The organism is Streptomyces sp. NPDC058291 (assembly GCF_042880855.1).
Taxonomy (GTDB): domain Bacteria; phylum Actinomycetota; class Actinomycetes; order Streptomycetales; family Streptomycetaceae; genus Streptomyces.
The window spans coordinates 7,438-25,313 of sequence record NZ_JBHVYK010000106.1 but is presented as its reverse complement, the minus strand read 5'-3'; the positions used below and the strand labels follow the sequence as shown (position 1 = coordinate 25,313).

7 protein-coding genes are annotated in these 17,876 nt (G+C 73.6%); all 7 read right to left on the bottom strand.

All coding sequences use genetic code 11. The features are described 5' to 3' along the window. Positions 1-45 precede the first annotated feature (45 nt). Positions 46-1,335 carry an NAD(P)/FAD-dependent oxidoreductase gene (locus ACFVYK_RS33765; RefSeq protein ID WP_389780543.1) on the bottom strand — a complete coding sequence of 430 codons (1,290 nt, stop codon included), beginning with the start codon at positions 1,333-1,335 and terminating at the stop codon, positions 46-48. A gap of 10 nt (positions 1,336-1,345) precedes the next feature. Beyond that, the gene (locus ACFVYK_RS33760) at positions 1,346-2,077 is read right to left on the bottom strand and encodes a 4'-phosphopantetheinyl transferase family protein (protein ID WP_389780542.1); all 732 of its coding nucleotides are present in this window, start codon (positions 2,075-2,077) and stop codon (positions 1,346-1,348) included. Between the two features lie 25 nt (positions 2,078-2,102). Continuing rightward, positions 2,103-3,896, bottom strand: coding sequence for an acyl-CoA dehydrogenase family protein (locus tag ACFVYK_RS33755; protein WP_389780541.1), 1,794 nt, complete (start codon positions 3,894-3,896; stop codon positions 2,103-2,105). Positions 3,897-3,906: 10 nt separating this feature from the next. Beyond that, positions 3,907-5,592 carry an acyl-CoA dehydrogenase family protein gene (locus tag ACFVYK_RS33750; protein WP_389780540.1) on the bottom strand — a complete coding sequence of 562 codons (1,686 nt, stop codon included), beginning with the start codon at positions 5,590-5,592 and terminating at the stop codon, positions 3,907-3,909. Next, the gene (locus ACFVYK_RS33745) at positions 5,589-7,214 is read right to left on the bottom strand and encodes a PfaD family polyunsaturated fatty acid/polyketide biosynthesis protein (RefSeq protein WP_389780539.1); all 1,626 of its coding nucleotides are present in this window, start codon (positions 7,212-7,214) and stop codon (positions 5,589-5,591) included. The genes ACFVYK_RS33750 and ACFVYK_RS33745 overlap by 4 nt, the downstream gene beginning before the upstream one ends. Positions 7,215-7,260: 46 nt before the next feature. Next, positions 7,261-14,811, bottom strand: coding sequence for a beta-ketoacyl synthase N-terminal-like domain-containing protein (locus tag ACFVYK_RS33740; protein WP_389780538.1), 7,551 nt, complete (start codon positions 14,809-14,811; stop codon positions 7,261-7,263). A gap of 126 nt (positions 14,812-14,937) precedes the next feature. Further along, positions 14,938-17,876 (bottom strand): SDR family NAD(P)-dependent oxidoreductase (locus tag ACFVYK_RS33735; RefSeq protein WP_389780537.1); only part of this gene is annotated, 2,939 nt, incomplete at its 5' end.

Below are 17,876 nucleotides of genomic sequence, written 5' to 3'. Positions count from 1 at the left end.
GGGCCTCCGTTCCCCTCGGAGGGCGCGCTGTCGTGCGCGGGGGGCTCAGAGTTCGCCGATGAGACGATTCGCCACGTCCATTCCGGAGGAATAGCCGGCCTCGTGCGAGCCTATCTGGTCCACGCCGTGCCGCTTGGCGTGGAAGTAGGAACCGCACAGCTTCACGCGGGTTCCCTCATTCACGTCGTAGATGTTTTTCTGCATGTCCCGGACGTGGATGTCGATGACCGGGTGGGTGTACGGGAATTCCGCGATGACCGTCTGCGGGTCGACCTCGCGCGGGTAGTCGAGAGTGACGAAGTAGTCCTTCTGCGCGGTGAATCCGTGGAGCTTGTTCATGTAATAGGCGACGTAGGTGCGGTCCTCGCCGTCGACCTCGACCTTGCCGTAGTTCCAGGCCTCCCAGCGCTCGCGGTCGGCGGGCATCACCGAGGGGTCGGTGTGCAGGATCACCGAGGAGCCGTTGTAGCGGACCTTGGACAGGACCTCCTGCTGGCGGTCGGTGGGGTTGTCGAGCAGGGCGAGGGCCTCGTCCGCGTGGGCGCCGATCACCACGTAGTCGTAACGCTCGCTGCCCCGGGCCGTCGTGACGGTGACGCCGTCGGCCTCCTGGTGGACGGCGGTGACGGGCTCGCCCTTGCGGATCTCGGGACCGATCGCGGCCAGCGCCTTGCGGACGTAGGAGATGGAACCGCCGCCCACGGTGCGCCAGTCCACCTGACGGCCGCCGAGGCCGCCCTCGTCGTGGCCCATGAAGAAGGCGATCGCGGTGCTGGCCGGCATCTCCCAGATGAGCTCCGCCGGGATGGACCAGACGGCCGAGCAGAGCAGGATGACGTAGGAGTTGCGGAAGGCCTGGCTGTAGCCGCCCCGGTCGAGGTACTCGCCGAGCGGGATGTCGGCCTTCTTGCGGACGAAGTCCTTGCGGCCCTCGGTGTGGAAGCGGGCCGCCTCACGCCAGATGGTCAGGAACTCCTCGGAGTAGCGGGCGGCCACCTCCTCCTCCGTCATGCCGAGCTCCTTCGTCCCGTACTCCAGACCGGAGTCCAGGTCGAAGAAGTTGAAGGCGCCCTGGTGCTCGACGGCCTCGACGCCGAGCTCGTCGAAGAACTCGCACAGGTTGGTGTAGGCGGGACGGTTGAAGACGACGAACGCGGTGTCGATGCCCAGGACCCGGCCGTCGTCCTCGACCTCCACGGTGTTGGCGTGCCCGCCGAGGCGGTCCTCGCGCTCGTAGATCGTGATGCGGGCGCGCTCGCGCAGGTGGTAGGCCGCGGAGAGGCCGGCGACACCCGCACCGACGATGGCGACACGCGGAGTGGTGGGTTGCGTCATGGTGATGTCCTTATGCGGTGGTCGGTGCGGTGGGCGAGAGATCGGACAGGTCGATGCGGCGCAGGGCCCCCGGTCGGCCGTGTTCGGTGGCGACCGCCAGGACGTGCCGGGGACCGGGGCGGATCAGGTCGAACGACCAGCGGGCGTCCGCACCCGGGTGCTGCGGGTCCTCCACGGCGATCCGGCTGTCGGGACGGCGAACGACGGTGAAGCTGCCCGGACCCCGGGTCAGCCCGGTGCCCAGGGCCTTGAGGTACGCCTCCTTCAGCACCCAGAGCTCGCCGGCCAGGGCGGCGCGTGCGCCGGGCGCCGCTCCGGCGAGCCGGGCCCGCTCGTCGGGGCCGAGCCGCCGGCCGAGGTGGGCGACCAGTTCCCCGGAGGCCGCGGTGGGGCCGATGTCGACCCCGCAGCGGTTCCCCTCGGTGACGACGCAGGCGATCAGGCCGTCGTCGTGCGAGAGGTTGAACCGCACGCCCAGGCCGGCCGGTTCGGGCTCCGGCCGGCCGTGGACGCCGCGCGTGAAGCGCCAGCGGTCCATGGGGCGGCCGGTGCGCGCGGACAGCGCGTACCGGGACAGCAGGCGCGCGCCCAGATAGCGGCGCCTGGCGCCCTGGGTCGGGCGCCGGTCGAGTGCGTCGCGTTCCTCGGGCGTCAGCAGCCGGGTGCCGCCGAGCGCGGCGGCGAAGCCGGTCACGGCCCCTTCGGGCAGGAGCCACAGGAACGCGGGAGCGCTGCCGTTCATGCGCGGTCCCCCGGTGGGTGAAGGGTCAGAGTCGGGCGGCGGTCTCGTCGGTGACCCGCTTGGCCAGCGGGAACTGCCAGTACGAGAACAGGCGGTCCTCCCGGTGGAAGTGGCGCAGCACCTCCATGACCTCGTCGACGACCGCCTGGGAGGTGACCGGCTCGTGCGGGAACAGCTGCCGGCGCACCCGCTCCAGCTGGAGCAGCAGCAGGGACGCGCTGGGCAGCGGTGCGTCCAGCGCCTCGCGCGAATGGACGTAGGTGAGCACGCAGGCCGCCGCCGCGTGCACCAGGCAGTACTCCTTGGCCAGTTCGAACAGTTCCGGCGACTGGGGGTAGTCCTTGCCCAGCGCGCTCTTCAGGGCGGCGGCGCGCTCGCGCAGCGAGGCGGTGCGGCCGACGAGTTCCTCGGCCACGTCCGCGGCGCGGCGCAGGCGGTCGGCCTCGGCGCCCTCCGCGGCCGCCGCGAGGGCGCGCAGCCTGCGCAGTCCGTCGGGCGCGGCCAGCACGGCGTCGTCGCCGCCGCGGCTGAACAGCTCCTGCTTGACCGGCTCGTAGACCGGCAGCTCCCGGTCGATGCCGTAGAGGGTGGCGGCGCGCTCGGCGGCGCGCTCGCGCACGCCGTCGTCGGCCTCGGTCGCCTTCTCCAGCAGTCCGGCGAGCTGATGGCCGAGGTTGCGCAGGTTCACCACGGTGTTGCCGTCGGCGATGTCCGTGATCAGGACGTCGCGGACCATTTTCTGGTGCATGCCGTAGTGCGGGTGGTCGCGCAGGAAGGTGCGTGCGCCGAGGACGACGGTCAGCTGGGACAGCGTCTTCTGCAGCAGGGTCGGCACCTGGTACTTGACCACCGACGACCAGACGCTGATCTGCTCCGGCGCCGCCTGGAGGGCGCGGGCGGCCCCCAGGACCATGGCGTCGGCGACCATCAGGTCGGCGAACGCCTCGGCCAGCTGACGTCGGGTGTAGGGCACGTCGCTGATGCGGTCGCCGAACAGCACCCGGCGCTCGGCGAAGTCGAGGGCGAGGCGCAGGCTGGTGTCGACGGCCGACAGCGCCAGGTGCAGCAGGACCACGCGGGCGGTCTGGCTCGTCTTGAGCGCGATCTCCAGGCCCTGGCCCTCGCGCCCGATCATCGCCGAGCCCGGGACGTACGCTCCCCGCATGCGGACGCCGCTGAGGTCGAGGGCCCGGGTCCCGTAGAGGTCCTCGAAGGGCAGGTCGTCCACGGTGCCGGGCTCGGCCCGCCACTTGTCGAGGACGAACAGCGAGTACGCGGCGGGGCCGGGGCGCTTGCCGGTGCGGGCGAAGACGACCATCTTGTCGGCGACCGTGGCGTTGCCGATGGGCCATTTCTCACCGGTCAGCAGCCAGCCGCCCTCGGTCTTCTCGGCGAGGACCTCGTTGGCGACCAGGTCGCTGCCGTGGACCCGCTCGGACAGGCCCCAGGAGACCGAGCTGCCGCGCTTCATGTCGGCGACCAGCGCGCTGTTCTGCTCCGGGGTGCCGAGGATCCACGCGGGCATGAAGCCGAGGCTGTTCAGGGCGAGGGCGACCGCGGTGGAGGGGTCGCGGCGGGCCACCAGCCGCATCAGGCCGATCCCGGTCTCCACGTTGCCGGCCAGGCCGCCGTCCGCGTCGGGCAGGCAGTGCAGGTGCAGGCCCCAGCGGCGCAGCAGGGCGACGAACTGGTACGGGTACTCGCCGCGGACGTCGTGGTCCAGGATCTGGGCGAAGGGCATCCGGCTGTTCGGGTCGTGCGGGTCGCCGAGGTACTCCTCCAGCCGCTCGGCCAGCGCGGTGACGTCGGACTTGGACATCGATGAGCTCCTATCGGGTGGTGGCCAGCCGTACGGGCAGGGCGGTGAACAGCCGGCCGCCGTCGCGGAGCGCGAGGACGGCGTCGAGGGCGGGGGCCAGCAGGTCGCCGTGCCGGCGCGGGTCCACGCCGTCGGCACGGGCGAGGAGGTAGGCGAGGGCGGCGCCGAGCCAGCCGGTGGCGCCGGGTTCGGCCCCGTACAGGGAGCGGTCGCGGTTGGCCTGCCACAGGTGCAGGCAGCAGGCGGCGGCGTGCAGCCAGGCGTACCGTTCGGCGGCGTCCACCAGGGCGGTGGGGTCGGCCCCACGCTGCTGCGCGGCCCGCACCAGCTCCCCCAGACCGGCTGCGGCGACCGCCAACTCGGCCACCAGCGGGGCCACTTCGTCCAGGCCGTCCGTAAGCGCGGCGGCCTGGGGCAGTCCGGCGAGGACCGGGTCCGCGCCGCGGGCGAACATGTCCAGCCGGGTGGGGTCATAGGGCGGCAGGACGGCGTCGAGCGTGAAGACGGTCTTCACCGCGGCCGGGTCCGCCTCAGCCCGGCCGTCGACGAGGGTGGGCAACTGGCCGGCGTAGGAGCGGAGGTTGGCGAGCGTGCTGGCGTCGATGACGCGCACCACCGCCGAGTCGCGCTGGAGCTTCTGGAACAGGGCGGCGCCCCGCTCGCCCTCGCGGAGCACCGAGCGGGTGGCCAGCACCGTGCCGCAGCGGCGGATCAGCTCGTCGCAGGCCTCGGCCACCACGTGCTTGGCGGAGAGCGCCCACACGCTGAACGCCTCCGGCGCCACGTGCACGCCGCGCGCCGCCCCGAGCGCCACCGCGTCCGCGGCCAGCAGCGCGGCGGAGGCGACGGCCAACTCCCTTCTGGTCCAGGGCGATGCGGTCAGGGGTGTGCGGCCGACACGACGGTCGGCGGCGAAGTCCGCGGCGATGCGCACGGCGGTGTCGGCGATGCCCAGGCTGCCGGCCATGCTCATCAGGCGGACCGCCTGCTGGGCTTTGACGGCCGCCTCCAGGCCCGTGCCCTGCCTGCCGACCAGCGCCCCGGCCGGCACCGGGGTGTCGTGGAAGCGCAGGGTGGCCAGGTCGATGCCCCGCATCCCGCCGGTGCGCGGGGCGGGCACCCGCTCCAGCTTCTCCCGCGGAATCCCGGCGGTCTCGAGGAGGACCGCGGAGAACGCGCCGGGGCCGCGGTCGCCGGTGCGGGCGACCACGTAGACCGCCTCGCAGCGCAGGCCGAGGCCCACCATCCACTTCTCGCCGCTCAGCACGCCGTCCGGGCTCAGCCGCACCTCGTTGCCGAGCAGGTCGCTGCCGTGCCCGGCCTCGGTGAGCGCGAAGGCCACGGCGCCGCCGCCGCGCAGGATCTCCGCCGCCCTCTGCTGCTGCTCCAGACTGCCGTGCACCTGCAGACAGGTCGCGGCGATGATGCTGAACATCGTGCCGGGCATGATGTTCACGTCCCGGCGGGCCGCGGCCCTGACCAGGGTGAGGCTGCGGTCGAAGGACTCGAAGGCGCCGCCCCACTCCTTGGGCAGGTAGTTGAGGTGGAAGCCGGCCCGCACCAGTTCCGCGCACAGCTGCTCGGGGAACGCGTCCACCTCGTCGCGCGCGACGGCGGCGGCGAAGCCGTAGGGGTTGGCGTCGTCGGCGGGGTCGCCGAGCCGCTCCTCCAGCTCCTCGGGGGTCAGCGCGCTCATCGCAGCCCCACCGAGGATCCGTGGGCCGGGGTCTCCAGCGGCACCGGGCGGTAGTCGGCGGCGGTCGGCGGAATGTGCACGCCCGCGGTGCGCAGCTGGGCGAGCCGGGTGTGGAAGGCGGCGCCGCGCATCAGGTGATGGGCCACGTCCGCGACCCGGCGGTTGCCCGGCGTCTTCAGATAGCTGCCGGTCACCCAGTCGTTGAAGCTGCCCATCGCCGGGCCGCACCAGACCTGGTAGTCCATCGCGCGGTCCTCGTCACCGGTGACCGCCCAGCGCGAGGACATGCCCAGGTACCAGCGGAAGACCAGGGCCATCCGGCGCTTGGGGCTGCCCTGGACGCGCGCGAGCTGCTCGGGGTCGCGGCGCGTGAAGTACGTGACGCACTCCTGCCAGACGTCTTCCAGGGAGCGGCGGAAGATCTGCTGCTCCAGCCGGGCTCGGTCGGCCGGCGGGATGGACTCCAGGCCGTCGCAGGACTGGTAGAGCTCGTACAGGCGCTTGGCCCGCATCGGGAAGAGCGTGCCCTTCTTCAGGACCTGCAGTTCGACGCCCATCTCGAACATGTCGGCGGCCGGGGCCATCTCGCAGTCGGCGATGCCGGCCTCGGCGAGCATGGCCCTGGACCTGGCGGAGGCCCCGGACTCCAGGCAGGCCTGGTTCACCGACCCGGTGACCACGTACGCGGCGCCCATCGCGAACGCCGCCGCCACCGCCACCGGCGTGCCCAGGCCGCCGCCCGCGCCCACCCGGACCGGGACGGCGTAGCGGAACTCGCGCTGCACGCTGTCGCGCAGCCGCAGGATGGTCGGCAGCAGCGCGGGCAGCGGACGCCGGTCGGTGTGGCCGCCGGAGTCCGCCTCGACCGTGATGTCGTCGGCCAGCGGCAGGTGATGGGCGAGCGCGGCCTGCTCGGAGGTGATCAGGCCGCGTTCCAGCAGGGCGCTGACCACCGGGGCGGGAGCCGGGCGCATGAAGCGCTCGGCGGTCTCGGCCCGCGAGACCTTGGCGATCAGCCGGTTGTCGGCGATCACCCGGCCGTCCGCGTCCCGGCGCAGTCCGGCCAGCCGGTAGCGCACCACGTGCGGGGTGAGGTCCATGTACGCCGAGGCCTCGACGCAGCGCACGCCGTGCCGCAGGAACAGCTCGACGGCCTCCCGCTCCAGGCGGTCCTCGCTGGGACTGTGGATGAGGTTGACCGCGTACGGCAGCCCCGGGATCTCGGCGGCGAACCGGGCGAGGGTGCGCTCGATGGTCTCGGGCAGCAGTCCGGCCGCGCCGAAGGAGGCGAGGAAGCCCTCCCTGGCCAGGGCGATCACCAGGTCGGCGGAGGCGATCCCGCCGGCCATGGCCCCGGCCATGTAGGGCTGGGCGACGCCGTGCGCGGCGCGGAAGGCGGCGGAGCCGAGGCGCTCGGGCGGCAGCGGCTGGGCGGCGGCGAGCAGCGGCAGGCCGTCGCCCTGGGCGGTGGCGAAGCCACCGGAGGCCGCGCCGATGCCCTCGGGGGTGAGGACGATGAAACAGGGCTGGTCCAGCTCGGCCAGAGCCTGGTAGATCCCGGCCGGGTCGGTGCCGGGGTACCGGTCTCCGTACCAGCGGAGAGGCGTGTCGGGGGTGTCCATGGTGAAACGAAGCTCCTTGACTGGGCGGCGGGTGCGGGCGGGCCCGTCACGCCTCGGCGGCGCGGACCTCGATGGCCACGTCGGTCAGTTCGTAGATGCGCAGGCCCGGCTTCCACAGGTCGGCGTCGCCGACGACCAGCAGCCGGCCGTCCTCGCGGCGGACCTCCTTGACGTGCACGTCGAAGAACAACTCCTTGTCGTGGCGCAGGATCTGGCCGCGGTACTTCCAGGACGTCTCCACGTCGGTGGCCATCGCGAAGCGGGGCCGCTCCATGCCGTCGGCGAGGTCGTTCTCGAGCACGAACAGGCGCAGTGCCTGCAGGACGGCTTCGACGCCGAGCGAGCCGGGCATGACCGGGTCACGGTGGAAGTGGCAGTCGAAGTACCACTCGTCGGGGCGGATCGCCCGCCGGCCGTGCAGGTAGCCCTGGCCGTGCCGGCCGCCGTCTGCGACGAGGTCGACGCGGTCCACGAGCGCGAACTTGTCGCCGGGCAGGTGCAGATGGCCGCCCGTGGGGTCGCTGAACGCCGGTGCGCCCTCGGACAGTTCGATCCGGCGCACCCGGGCGGCGTCGGGCTTCTCGGTCTCGATCCAGGGGGCGACGTAGGCGCCGTTGTCGAGGCCCACCTGGTTGGCCAGGGCCGCGGCGCTGAAGTAGCCGAACAGGGACTCGCCGGTGTAGAAGACCTCGCCGTCCGCGGAGAGTTCGTAGCTGAAGTTCTGCAGCACCGCGCCGTGCACGGCACTGGTCATCAGCAGCCTGGAGTGGTGGCGGACGGTCTTGCCGCGCAGGTCGATGTCCTTGACCAGGGTGGCGCGGCCGTCGAGGTTGCGGATGGCGTACTGCTCCTCGGGGTTCTTCAGCGTGGCGCCGAGGTAGTAGCCGAGGAAGATCGCCGCCTGGAGGGAGGACTCCATGTAGACGGCGTTGGGCATGTGCGGGAAGGAGTTCTGCGTGTAGTACCAGGCGTCGTCCGGGGAGTCGTACTCGGTGACCATCTCCGAGCCGGGCGACAGGTCGCCGCGGGTGCCCTTCAAGGACATGACGCGGTCGACGAACTGGAAGTCGCCGTTGGGGATGTAGGGCGCGCGGCTGTCGCGGTAGACCTCGAACTCCGGGCCCATCGCCATGTCGAGCAGGCCCTTGGCGGCGTGCGCCAGGTGCAGCTCGTTGATCATGGCCGCTTCGCCGGTCCGGTTGCGGCGGCCGAGGAACCGCGGGATCCCGCCGGCCTCGGGGCGGTAGGGCGAGCCCTCCTTCTCCCGCACCTGCAGGCCGAGGTTCTTCATCCGGATGACGGGCTTGTCGCCGAGGTAGATCAGGACGTCGGCGATGACCGTGGCGCGCGGCAGGAGCGTCAGCTCCATGACCTCGACCTCGTAGCGGATCTCCTCGTGGGCCTGGGTGATCTGGCCGCGGACCTGGACCTCGATCGGGGTGTCCGTGACGCACTGGAACCGGGCGTCGGGGAGGGTGAGGTGCATGCCCTGGTGGAGCAGGTAGATCTGCAGGAGCTGGACCGCGCCCTCGGCGACCAGCGAGCCGGCCAGCACGTGGTCGTCGGGGAAGTGGCAGGTGAAGTACCAGGCGTCGGGCTGGAGTTTCTTGATCGCGCTGAGGGTGCCGAGTCCGCGCGGGCCGCCCTTGCGGTCGATGACGACGTCGTCCACCATCCGCAGCTTCTCGTCCGGCAGGCGCAGGGCCGGGTTGACGCCCGCGTCCTGGGCGTGGTCGGGGCCGAAGACGTCACCGGGCCGGCCCTGGGCGAGCAGGTCCAGGTCGTCGCGGGTGAGGTGGTTCTTCTCGGTGTACGCCAGCGGCTTGAAGTAACCGCGCGGCAGCTGGGCGCGGGCGGCCTTCTCCTTCTCCGTCATCACCACGCCGAGCGGGGTCTCCAGCTCCTGCCGGCTGAAGAACCCGGCGCACGCGTCGTGGAGTTCGAGGATCAGCTCGCCGTCGGCGTAGCACTGGTAGCTGAAGAAGAACAGGGTGGTCTCGCCCTGGTGCACGAACCGGTCGATGGAGATGTCGTAGCGCAGGGTCTGGCCGACGCGGGGCAGGTCGCCGCGGAAGACCAGGGTGCTGTCGAGCAGCCGGTAGACGCGCTCGCCCTTGTTGCGGAAGTCGATGCCGAGGTAGCTGACCAGCAGCAGGTCGCACTGGCCGGCCTCGACGGTGACGGCCGGCGGCACACCGCCGTCGACGGCGTACCAGGCGTCCTCGGGGACGTCGTACTCGGTGGTGATGGTCGCGGGCTTGAACTCCCCGGTCGTGCCCTCTATCGCGGTCACACGGGAGACGAAGTGGTAGGGCGGGGCCGGCAGCCGGACCCTCTTGGCGTAGCCGTCGATCACGCCGAACTGCGGGCCGAAGGCCTTGGCGACGGAGCCGACGGCGAACTCCAGGAGGTCGGCCTCGTCCCAGATGACGCCTTCCTTGACGTCCTTCTCTTCCTGGTCGCGGGTGTCGGCGGCCGGGGTGGCCGGTGTGCCCGGGGCGGTCTGCGGGAGGGCCGGGGCGACGGGGGCCGCGGGCAGCGGGGGCCGCGGCGCCGGGGCGGGCGGCATGACGTGCGGTGCGGGCCCGGCCGCCTCGGGGGCCGGGGGGGTGCGGCTGCCGTCCAGGAGTCCTTCCATGCGGCTGAGCGCGGCCGACTGCAGGACGTGCTGGGTTTCCATCACCACCGAGTGGGTGGCCACCATCTGCCGGCGCAGCTCCCGCACGATGTCCGCCGCGACGGCGGCCGACGTGCCTGCGTCCGCGTGGCCGGTCGGTCCGGCCGCGGCGGGCTGCGGCGGCGTCGGGGCCGCGGGGGCGGGCGGCGCCGCGGCCGGGGACGTGTGGTCCGGCGTGTGCGGCGCCCACGGAAGATACGACATCGGGGTGCCGTCGAAGGTGATGACCTCGGTGTCGGCGAGAGTCGGGTCTGCGGGCATGAGAGCTGAGTCCTCCGGCGGTACGGACGGGACGGGGTCGGGTGCCGACGGCGCGGCGACGGGGTGCGGGGCGGGCGCGGAGGCCGGCGGGAGCGCGGCCGCGTCGCCGGAGCCGGGACGCGCGCCCGGCACGGGCGGGTTCCCGGCGGAAGGGGACTGCGCGGTGCTCGTGGTCCTGGCGGGAGGTGCGCCCGCGACCGGGCCGGCGGGCGCAGCGGTGGAGGAGCCGGCCGGCGCCATGGCCGAGAGGCGGGGCGCGACGGCGGCGGACGCGGCGACGCCGTGGGAAAGGGCGGCCGGCGTGGCCGCGGCCGGGGTCGCCGTCCCGGCGGCCGCGGTGAGTTCGCGGGCGATGCGGGACGGCGCCGGGTCCGCGCCGCCCACACGGAAGCGGGTGGGACGAGCGGGACGGGCCGGGACGCGTTCGGCGGCCGGCTCCAGGAGCAGCGACAGGTCCAGGTCCAGGCCGTGGGCGGTGAGTCTGGCGGCGAGCTGGACGATGGACTTCGTGGCGGCGACGCCACGGCGGTCGACCGGTGCGGCGACGTGCGCCGACTCGCCGAGGGTCTCGCGCACCCAGCGGGAGCAGGTGGCGCTGGGGCCGACCTCCAGGAAGTAGCGGAAGCCCCGCTCATAGGCGCCGCGCACCAGCCTCGGGAAGTCGATCGGGGACCGCAGGGTGTGCGCGATGCGCCGGGCGATCTCCTTGCGGTCCAGCGCGGGCAGCGTCCCGTAGTCGTAGGCGCTGAGCAGTTCGAGGTCGCCGAAGGAGCCGGTCGGGTAGTCGTTCAGGCCGGCCAGCCCGTCGGATTCGGCGTCCACCACCGGGCAGTGCATGACCGCGTTGACGGGCGAGCGTGCCGCGGGGCACCCGAGTTCCTCGATCAGGGCGCGGCACTGGGCCGGGTCGCCCGCGACGACCAGCTCGGCGGGGGTGTTGACGTGGGTGAGGTGGACGCGGTCGTAGCGGGGCAGCACGGCCCGCACCGACTCCGCGTCGGTGAGCAGCACATGGCTGGCCCACACCTGGGAGTCCGGTGTGGTCTCGGGCAGGCGCCAGGCCTCGCGCACCGTGCGGCGCGGCCCGCACAGCCGGTCCTGGAAGATGGGCGTGTTGCTGATCAGGGCGTCGTCGCGGCTTTCCGGCAGCCAGCCGCCGGTGGCGAACAGCATGCTCGACTCGCCCAGGCTGTAGCCGAATCCGCCGTGGGCGGTGATGCCGAGGACGTCGCGGACGAGGTCGGTGTAGAGGATCGCGAAGCTGGTGCCGGTGGCGAGCATGAACGGGATGTCCTCGCCGAGCGCCGCCTCCAGCTTCATCAACTCCCTGCGTCCGGGAGCGGTTTGGGCGCGCGGGTACAGGTCGGCGGCGCGCAGGTGGCGCTCCGGCGCCTCCGCCTGGGCCTCGAAGCGCTCCAGCAGCGCGGGGAAGGAGCGGAACAGGTCCTGTCCGAGCCCGGGATAGGAGTTGAAGGCGCCCGGGTAGACGAGTGCGACCTTGCCCTCGGGTCCGATCGGGCGGGCGGTGAAGCAGCTGCCGGCCGGGGTGGTCCATTCGCCGCCCGAGGCGTGCACGGCGCGCAGGTCCCGCGCTCCGATGTCGAGCTGGGTGCGCAGCTCGGCGCGGTCGCGGCCGACGAACACGGCCCGCAGGGTGCGGCCGGGCAGCTGCCGGGCCGCCTCGCGGGCCAGGGCGTACGGGTCGGCGTCGCCGGCGAGCAGCTCGCGGTGCCGGTCGACGGCGGTGAGCAGGTGGTCGACGGAGTCCGCGGACAGCGGGAGGACGACGGGGCCGCCGGCCCGCTGCCAGTCGCCGGCGACGAGCGTGCCGCGGGTCGTCTCGGCGGACAGGACGAGGTGGCCGTGGGCGCCGGAGGCGCCGATGAAGCCGACGGCCGCGTACCGGCGTGAGCCGGACCTGCGGCGCAGCCAGGGGCGGGACGCGGGCGGCACGTACAGCGCGGAGGAGGCGAAGTCGTCGGCGAGTTCGGCGTCCGGGCGGCTCCAGCCGCCGGTGCCGGGCAGGTAGCCGTGGTGCAGGCAGAGCACGGTCCGGATGAGCCCGGCCATGGTCGCGGCGCAGCCGGCGTCGCCGATCTGGGCCTTGGCGCTGCCGAGCGCGACCCGGCCGGTACGGCCCGCCGGGCCCTCGGGGCCGCCGGCGGCCGGGTACACCTTCGCGAGGCCGGCGATCTCCGCCCGGTCCTCGGCGGGGGTGCCGCCGGCGTGGGCCTCCACGTAACCGACGTCCTCGGCCGTGATGCCCGCCGCGGTCAGCGCCGCCTCGGCGGCGGCCGCGTAGGTGTCGGCGTCGGCCTCGGGGACCCGGCCGTCCACGGGCGCCGCGTGCCGGACGGCGACCGCGTCGAGCCGCGCGTACACGGGCGCGGCCGCCTCGCCGGGCCGGGTGACGACGACGGCCCCGGCGCCCTCGCCGATGCGGCGGCCCCGGCTGTTCTCGCCGAAGGTGAGGCCCGCTTCGGCGACCACGTCGGGCCGCAGCAGCAGGTTCTCGGCGGAACCGGCCAGGTCGACGGCGCCGACCAGCACGGCCTCGATGCCCGGGTCGAGCAGCAGCAACCGGGCCACTTCCAGGGCCTCGGCGGTGGCGGAGCCGTCGGAGGAGACGGTGAAGGAGGGGCCGGTCAGGTTCCACAGGGAGGAGATGCGGCTGGCCATCACGTTGCCGATGTAGCTGAGGACCTCGTTGGCGACGATCGGGTCGACCACCGCGTCCCGGCCGGCGGCGGTCAGCCGGGCCAGCTCCTCCTCGTCGACCTCGACGCCCGCGCGAGCGAACTCCTGACGTACGAACGCCCCGAGGCCGTAGCGGGTGATCCTCAGGTGGGTGGTGGGCTCCGTCTCCATGCCGACGACCACCGCGATGCGGCGCGCGGGCGGTGCGCTCTCGCCCTTGGGCACGGCCCGGCTGTAGCCGGCGTCGTGCAGCGCCTCGTCCGCGACCTTGATGGCCAACGCGTGCTGCAGGTTGTAGGTGCGCAGGTCGGCCGGCGGGATCTTCAGGTCCATCGGGTCGATGCCGAGCCCGTCGACGAAGGCGCCGTGCGGCAGCGCGTCGGGCGAGACGCCGGCGCCGTGTTCGAGGGAGCCGCCGCGGGTCTGGTCGAGGCCGCGCCAGCGCCGTTCGGGCAGCGGGACCAACGCGTGCTGCCCGGTGTGCACGGCGCGCTCGTAGGCGTCGAGGGAGTCGAGGGAACCGAAGTGCGCGCCCAGGCCGGCGATGTCGAGGGCCGGTACGGGCGTGGCCCCGGCCGGCTCGTCTGCCGTCGCGGCATCCGGTGTGACATCCGGTGCGCGGAGCACGACGTGCGCGTTGGTGCCGCCGAAGCCGAACGCGGAGACGGCGGCGCGGCGGGGGCCGTCGTGGTCCGGCCAGTCGCGGCCGGTGCGCACGAGGGTGTCCTCGCCGACCCGGCCGTCCTTGGAGGCGACGGGCTGCTGGACGCCGGTCGTCGGCGGGATGTGGCCGTGGCCCATGGCCAGGATGACCTTGAGCATGCTGCTGAGGCCGGCCACGGTGAGCAGGTGGCCGATGTTGCCCTTGACCGAGCCGATCAGCGGGACGTGGCCCGCGGAGCCGAAGAAGTCGGCGACGGACTGCGCCTCGGTGGCGTCGCCGATGGGCGTGCCGGTGGCGTGGCACTCCAGGTAGTCGATCTCCGTGGGGGCGACCCGGGCCTGCTCGTAGGCCAGTCGGTAGGAGCCGAGCTGGCCCGCGCCCTGCGGGACCAGCAGGTGGCGGCCGCTGCCGTCGTTGGTCAGGCCGATGCCGTCGACCACGGCGTGGATGCGGTCGCCGTCGCGCAGCGCGTCCGCGAGCCGCTTGACGGCGACCATGCCGGCGCCCTGGCCGGTGAGGATGCCGCCGGATCGGGCGTCGAAGGGCTGGCTGAAGCCGTCGCGGGGGTAGGCGCCCAGGTCGCCGAAGGAGAGGTGGATGAGGGTGAGGTCGGGTGCGCAGACGCCTCCGGCGAGGACGAGGTCGGCCTGTCCGGCGGCGAGGTGGTCGCAGGCGAGCTTCAGCGCGTACAGGGCGGAGGAGCAGGCCGCGTCGAGGGCGTAGCGGGGGCCGCCCAGGCCGAGCGCGGCGGCGGTGACCCCGGCCGGAGAGCCGCTGACCCGCAGGTCCTCGGCGTTCAGGCGGGCGGGGTCGATGCGGTCGCCCGCGTTCGCGAGCGCCCCGAGCGGCGGGTGCCCGGCCCGGCGCAGCCCCTCCAGCACGGCCTCCTGCACCAGGGGCACGCTCACCTCGGCCGAAGTCGGCGTCGGGAAGGAGTAGTTGCCGAGGATCAGTCCGGTGCGGGCCAGGATGTCCGGGCGTTCGGCGACGTTGCCGTCACGCAAAGCCTCTCTGGCCACGTGCAGGGACCAGTGGAAGATCCGGTCGAGTCCGGCGAGGTGCCCGGCGTCGAGCAGGAAGCCGTCCGGGTCGAAGGCGAAGTCGGTGACGAAGCCGCCGCGGCGGCAGTAGATCTCGTGCTGGGGGTCCAGGTCGCGGGGCTCGGGCGTCTGGCCGAAGACCTCCTCGCCTCCCTCCCGGCGGCTGTCGACGCCGGAGTGGAGGTTGTGCCAGAACTCGGCGGGCGTCTCCGCGCCCGGGAACAGGCAGGAGAGGCCGACTATGGCGTACTTGCTCATGAGAGCTCTCGGATCCCTTCTGGCGGGCGGCCGGCCCGGACGGCGGCAGAGTGAGGAACCGTCCGGGCCGACCCGATCGCTTGCGCTGGCTGTGTCGATTCGCGGCTTCGCCGCGAAGGAGCGGCGTCAGCCGCTGATGAACTTGGCCGCCAGCTGCGGGGCCGAGACCACCCGGACCGCGTCGAACCGGGTCAGCACCGTTCCCTCGGGGGTGCAGGCGGTGATGGTGAGCGACGCGGTGGTGGAGGTGCTGCCCTGGGCGGGCTCGACGACGATCAGGAAGGGCGTGCCGTCGGGCAGCGGGTGGTGCAGCTCGGCGCGAGCCAGCCCCAGGGGCAGGGACGCGCTGTCGCGGAACAGCCGCACCCAGACCAGGCCCGCCTGCAGCAGCAGGTCCGCGGTGCCGGGCGCGAACCGGGAGCCGCCGAACGCGCCGCCCTCGGGCCGCAGTTCGGCCAGTTCGCACTGCAGGACCAGCCGCGACTCGTCCTCGGCCAGGATCCGGCGGATGCCCCGCAGGGCCGGGCCGTGGAAGAGCGTGCCGTCGGTGTAGACGCCGTCGGCGTCCCGTCCGCCGCCGAGGGCCGGCAGGCCGGGGACGACGGCGGGGGCCGGCGCGATGCCGGGGGCGATGACGGCCGCGTAGTGCGGGCGCACCGCGCCCTCGGCGTCCGTGGAGCGGATGGCGACCTGGACGGTGTCGCCGGCCGGGGTCATGGTCAGGGCCAGCCGGGAGGGCTGGGCGCCGTCGAAGACGATGCCCTTGTGGACCTCGAAGCCGGACACCTGGCGCACGTCGGCGCCGGTGGCGCGCTCGACCGCGCCGATCGCCCAGCCGAGGGCGACGACGGCGGGCAGCACCGGGGCCTCGCCGATCACATGGTCGGTGACGATCGCGTCGCCGGTCAGGGCGTCCAGTTCGCGCTCGACGGTGACGGGGCCGGTGACGGCGGGACGCTCGGGCTCCGACAGGGGGGTCGTCGGGCCGAGGACCGTCACCACGTCCGCGGCGCGCTCGGCGGCGAACTGCTCGGTGAACAGCCGGGCCCCCGTGTCCGCCGGGATCAGCGTGATGCCGCGCTCCCGGAAGACGGCCTTGACCTCCGGGGAGACCATGCCGCTGTCCCAGGCGCCCCAGTTCAGGGAGGTGACGCGGGCGGCGGGGTGGCGCTGCTTGAAGGACGAGGCCCAGGCGTTGAGGACCTCGTTGGCCATCGCGTAGTCGGACTGGCCGCGATTGCCGAAGAACCCGGCGACCGAGGAGAACAGGACCACATGGCGCAGGCGGTCGGCGTCGAGTGCGTCGGCCACCGTGCGCAGTCCGGCCAGCTTCGGCGCGAAGACCCGCTCGATCTCGGAGGCCTTCTTGTTGGCGATGAGCTGGTCGGCCAGCACCCCGGCGCCGTGCACCAGGCCGGTGACGCGCTCCTTGTACGGGGCGAGTGCGGCGGCCGTGGCGGCGGGGTCGGTGATGTCGACGGCGAGGTACTCGGCGGTGCTGCCGGCGGCGCGCACGTCGGTGAGTGTGGCGCGGATCTCGCGGGCCCCGGTGACGGCGCGGAAGAGCTGCTCGACCCGCTTCGGGGTGGGCTTCTCCCCCGACGCCTTCAGCTGCGCCGCGGCCGCGGCCTTCAGCCCGGCGTCCTGGACGTCCTGCGCCCAGGCCGGCTCGTCCTCCAGCGGGGTGCGGCCGAGCAGGAGCAGTCCGGGCCGGTGGCTGCGCGCGAGGTCGGCGACGCAGGAGGCGGTGATGCCGCGCGCGCCGCCGGTGACGACGATCAGGTCGTCGGAGGTGAGGGCGGGGACGTCGCCCGCCGACGGGTGCAGCGGCTGTTCGGCGAGACCGAGTCCGACGCGTCGGCTGCCGTCGTGGCCGGCCTGGGTGGCGTCGGTGGCCGCGTCCTGCGTCTCGGCCAGGACGAGGGCGGCGCCGGCCTCCGCGGTGAGCTGCGGAGCCAGGTCGACGGACCGGCAGAACAGCCGGGGCGCCTCGACGGCCAGCGTCTTGACCAGGCCCGCCACGCCCGCGGCCGGGGCGAGATGCTCGGCGACGCCGGTGAGGCCGAACGCGCCGTCGAGGCGGGTGACGGTGACGAAGGCGGCGCGGCCGGCGTCGGCCGCGGTGTTCAGCGCCTCGACCGCGTGCTTGGCCACGAGCAGGGTGTGGGCGAGGCGGCGCGTGCCGGCGGTGAAGTCGTCGTGGTGGGTGGCGGAGAGGTCGAGGACCAGGTTGATCCGGTCGGCGAGGACGACCTCCAGCTGTTCGGCGAGCTCGGTCACGCCCCAGCCGGACAGCGCGTGGTCCTTGACGCCGCTGATGCGCTGCGGCACGCCGGGCAGCCGGAGCACGTGGACCCGGGTGCCCGTCTGGGTCAGTCGGCCCGCGAGGGCCGCCGCCAGCTCCGAGCCGTCGTCCACGATCAGCGTGCCGGAACCCTTCGGGTAGGCGTCCACCAGCCGGTCGGGCGTGGGCAGTTCGACGAGCGCGGCCTGCGCGCGGCCGATGCCGGCGCCGGGCTGCGCGGCCTGGTCGGGGTCGGCTGCCGGGGCCTCGGCGGTCGCGGCGGCCGAGGCGGCCGCGGTGTGCGTGCCGGTGTCGCCCGGGTCACCGGACATGAAGTCCACGATGTGGCGCAGGGTGCGCAGCTCGGCCAGCTGCTCAGGGCCGGCGGCCACGCCGGCGCCGAACTTCTCCTGCATCACCCCCATGATCTCGACCCGCTTGATCGAGTCGATCCCCAAGTCCGCCTCGACGTCCATGTCCAGCTCCAGCATGTCCGCCGGATAACCGGTCTTCGCACCGACCACCTCCAGCAGCGCCGCCGCCACCACCGAGGCGTCCACCACCGCAGCCACGGCCACGGCCACAGGAGCAGCAGCGGCGGGAGCGGGAGCGGCGACGGGAGCGGGAGCGGGAGCGGCCGAGGTCGCCATGAAAGCGACGATGTCACGCAACGTACGCAACTCCGCCAACTGCTCCGGACCCGCGGCCACACCACCACCGAACCGCTCCTGCATCACCCCCATGATCTCGACCCGCTTGATCGAGTCGATCCCCAAGTCCG

Excerpts from the sequence above, each read along its gene's own strand:
- ACFVYK_RS33745 (WP_389780539.1), bottom strand. The coding sequence starts at position 7,214 with ATGGACACCCCCGACACGCCTCTCCGCTGGTACGGAGACCGGTACCCC.
- ACFVYK_RS33755 (WP_389780541.1), bottom strand. The coding sequence starts at position 3,896 with ATGTCCAAGTCCGACGTCACCGCGCTGGCCGAGCGGCTGGAGGAGTAC.
- ACFVYK_RS33740 (WP_389780538.1), bottom strand. The coding sequence starts at position 14,811 with ATGAGCAAGTACGCCATAGTCGGCCTCTCCTGCCTGTTCCCGGGCGCG.
- ACFVYK_RS33750 (WP_389780540.1), bottom strand. The coding sequence starts at position 5,592 with ATGAGCGCGCTGACCCCCGAGGAGCTGGAGGAGCGGCTCGGCGACCCC.
- ACFVYK_RS33760 (WP_389780542.1), bottom strand. The coding sequence starts at position 2,077 with ATGAACGGCAGCGCTCCCGCGTTCCTGTGGCTCCTGCCCGAAGGGGCC.
- ACFVYK_RS33765 (WP_389780543.1), bottom strand. The coding sequence starts at position 1,335 with ATGACGCAACCCACCACTCCGCGTGTCGCCATCGTCGGTGCGGGTGTC.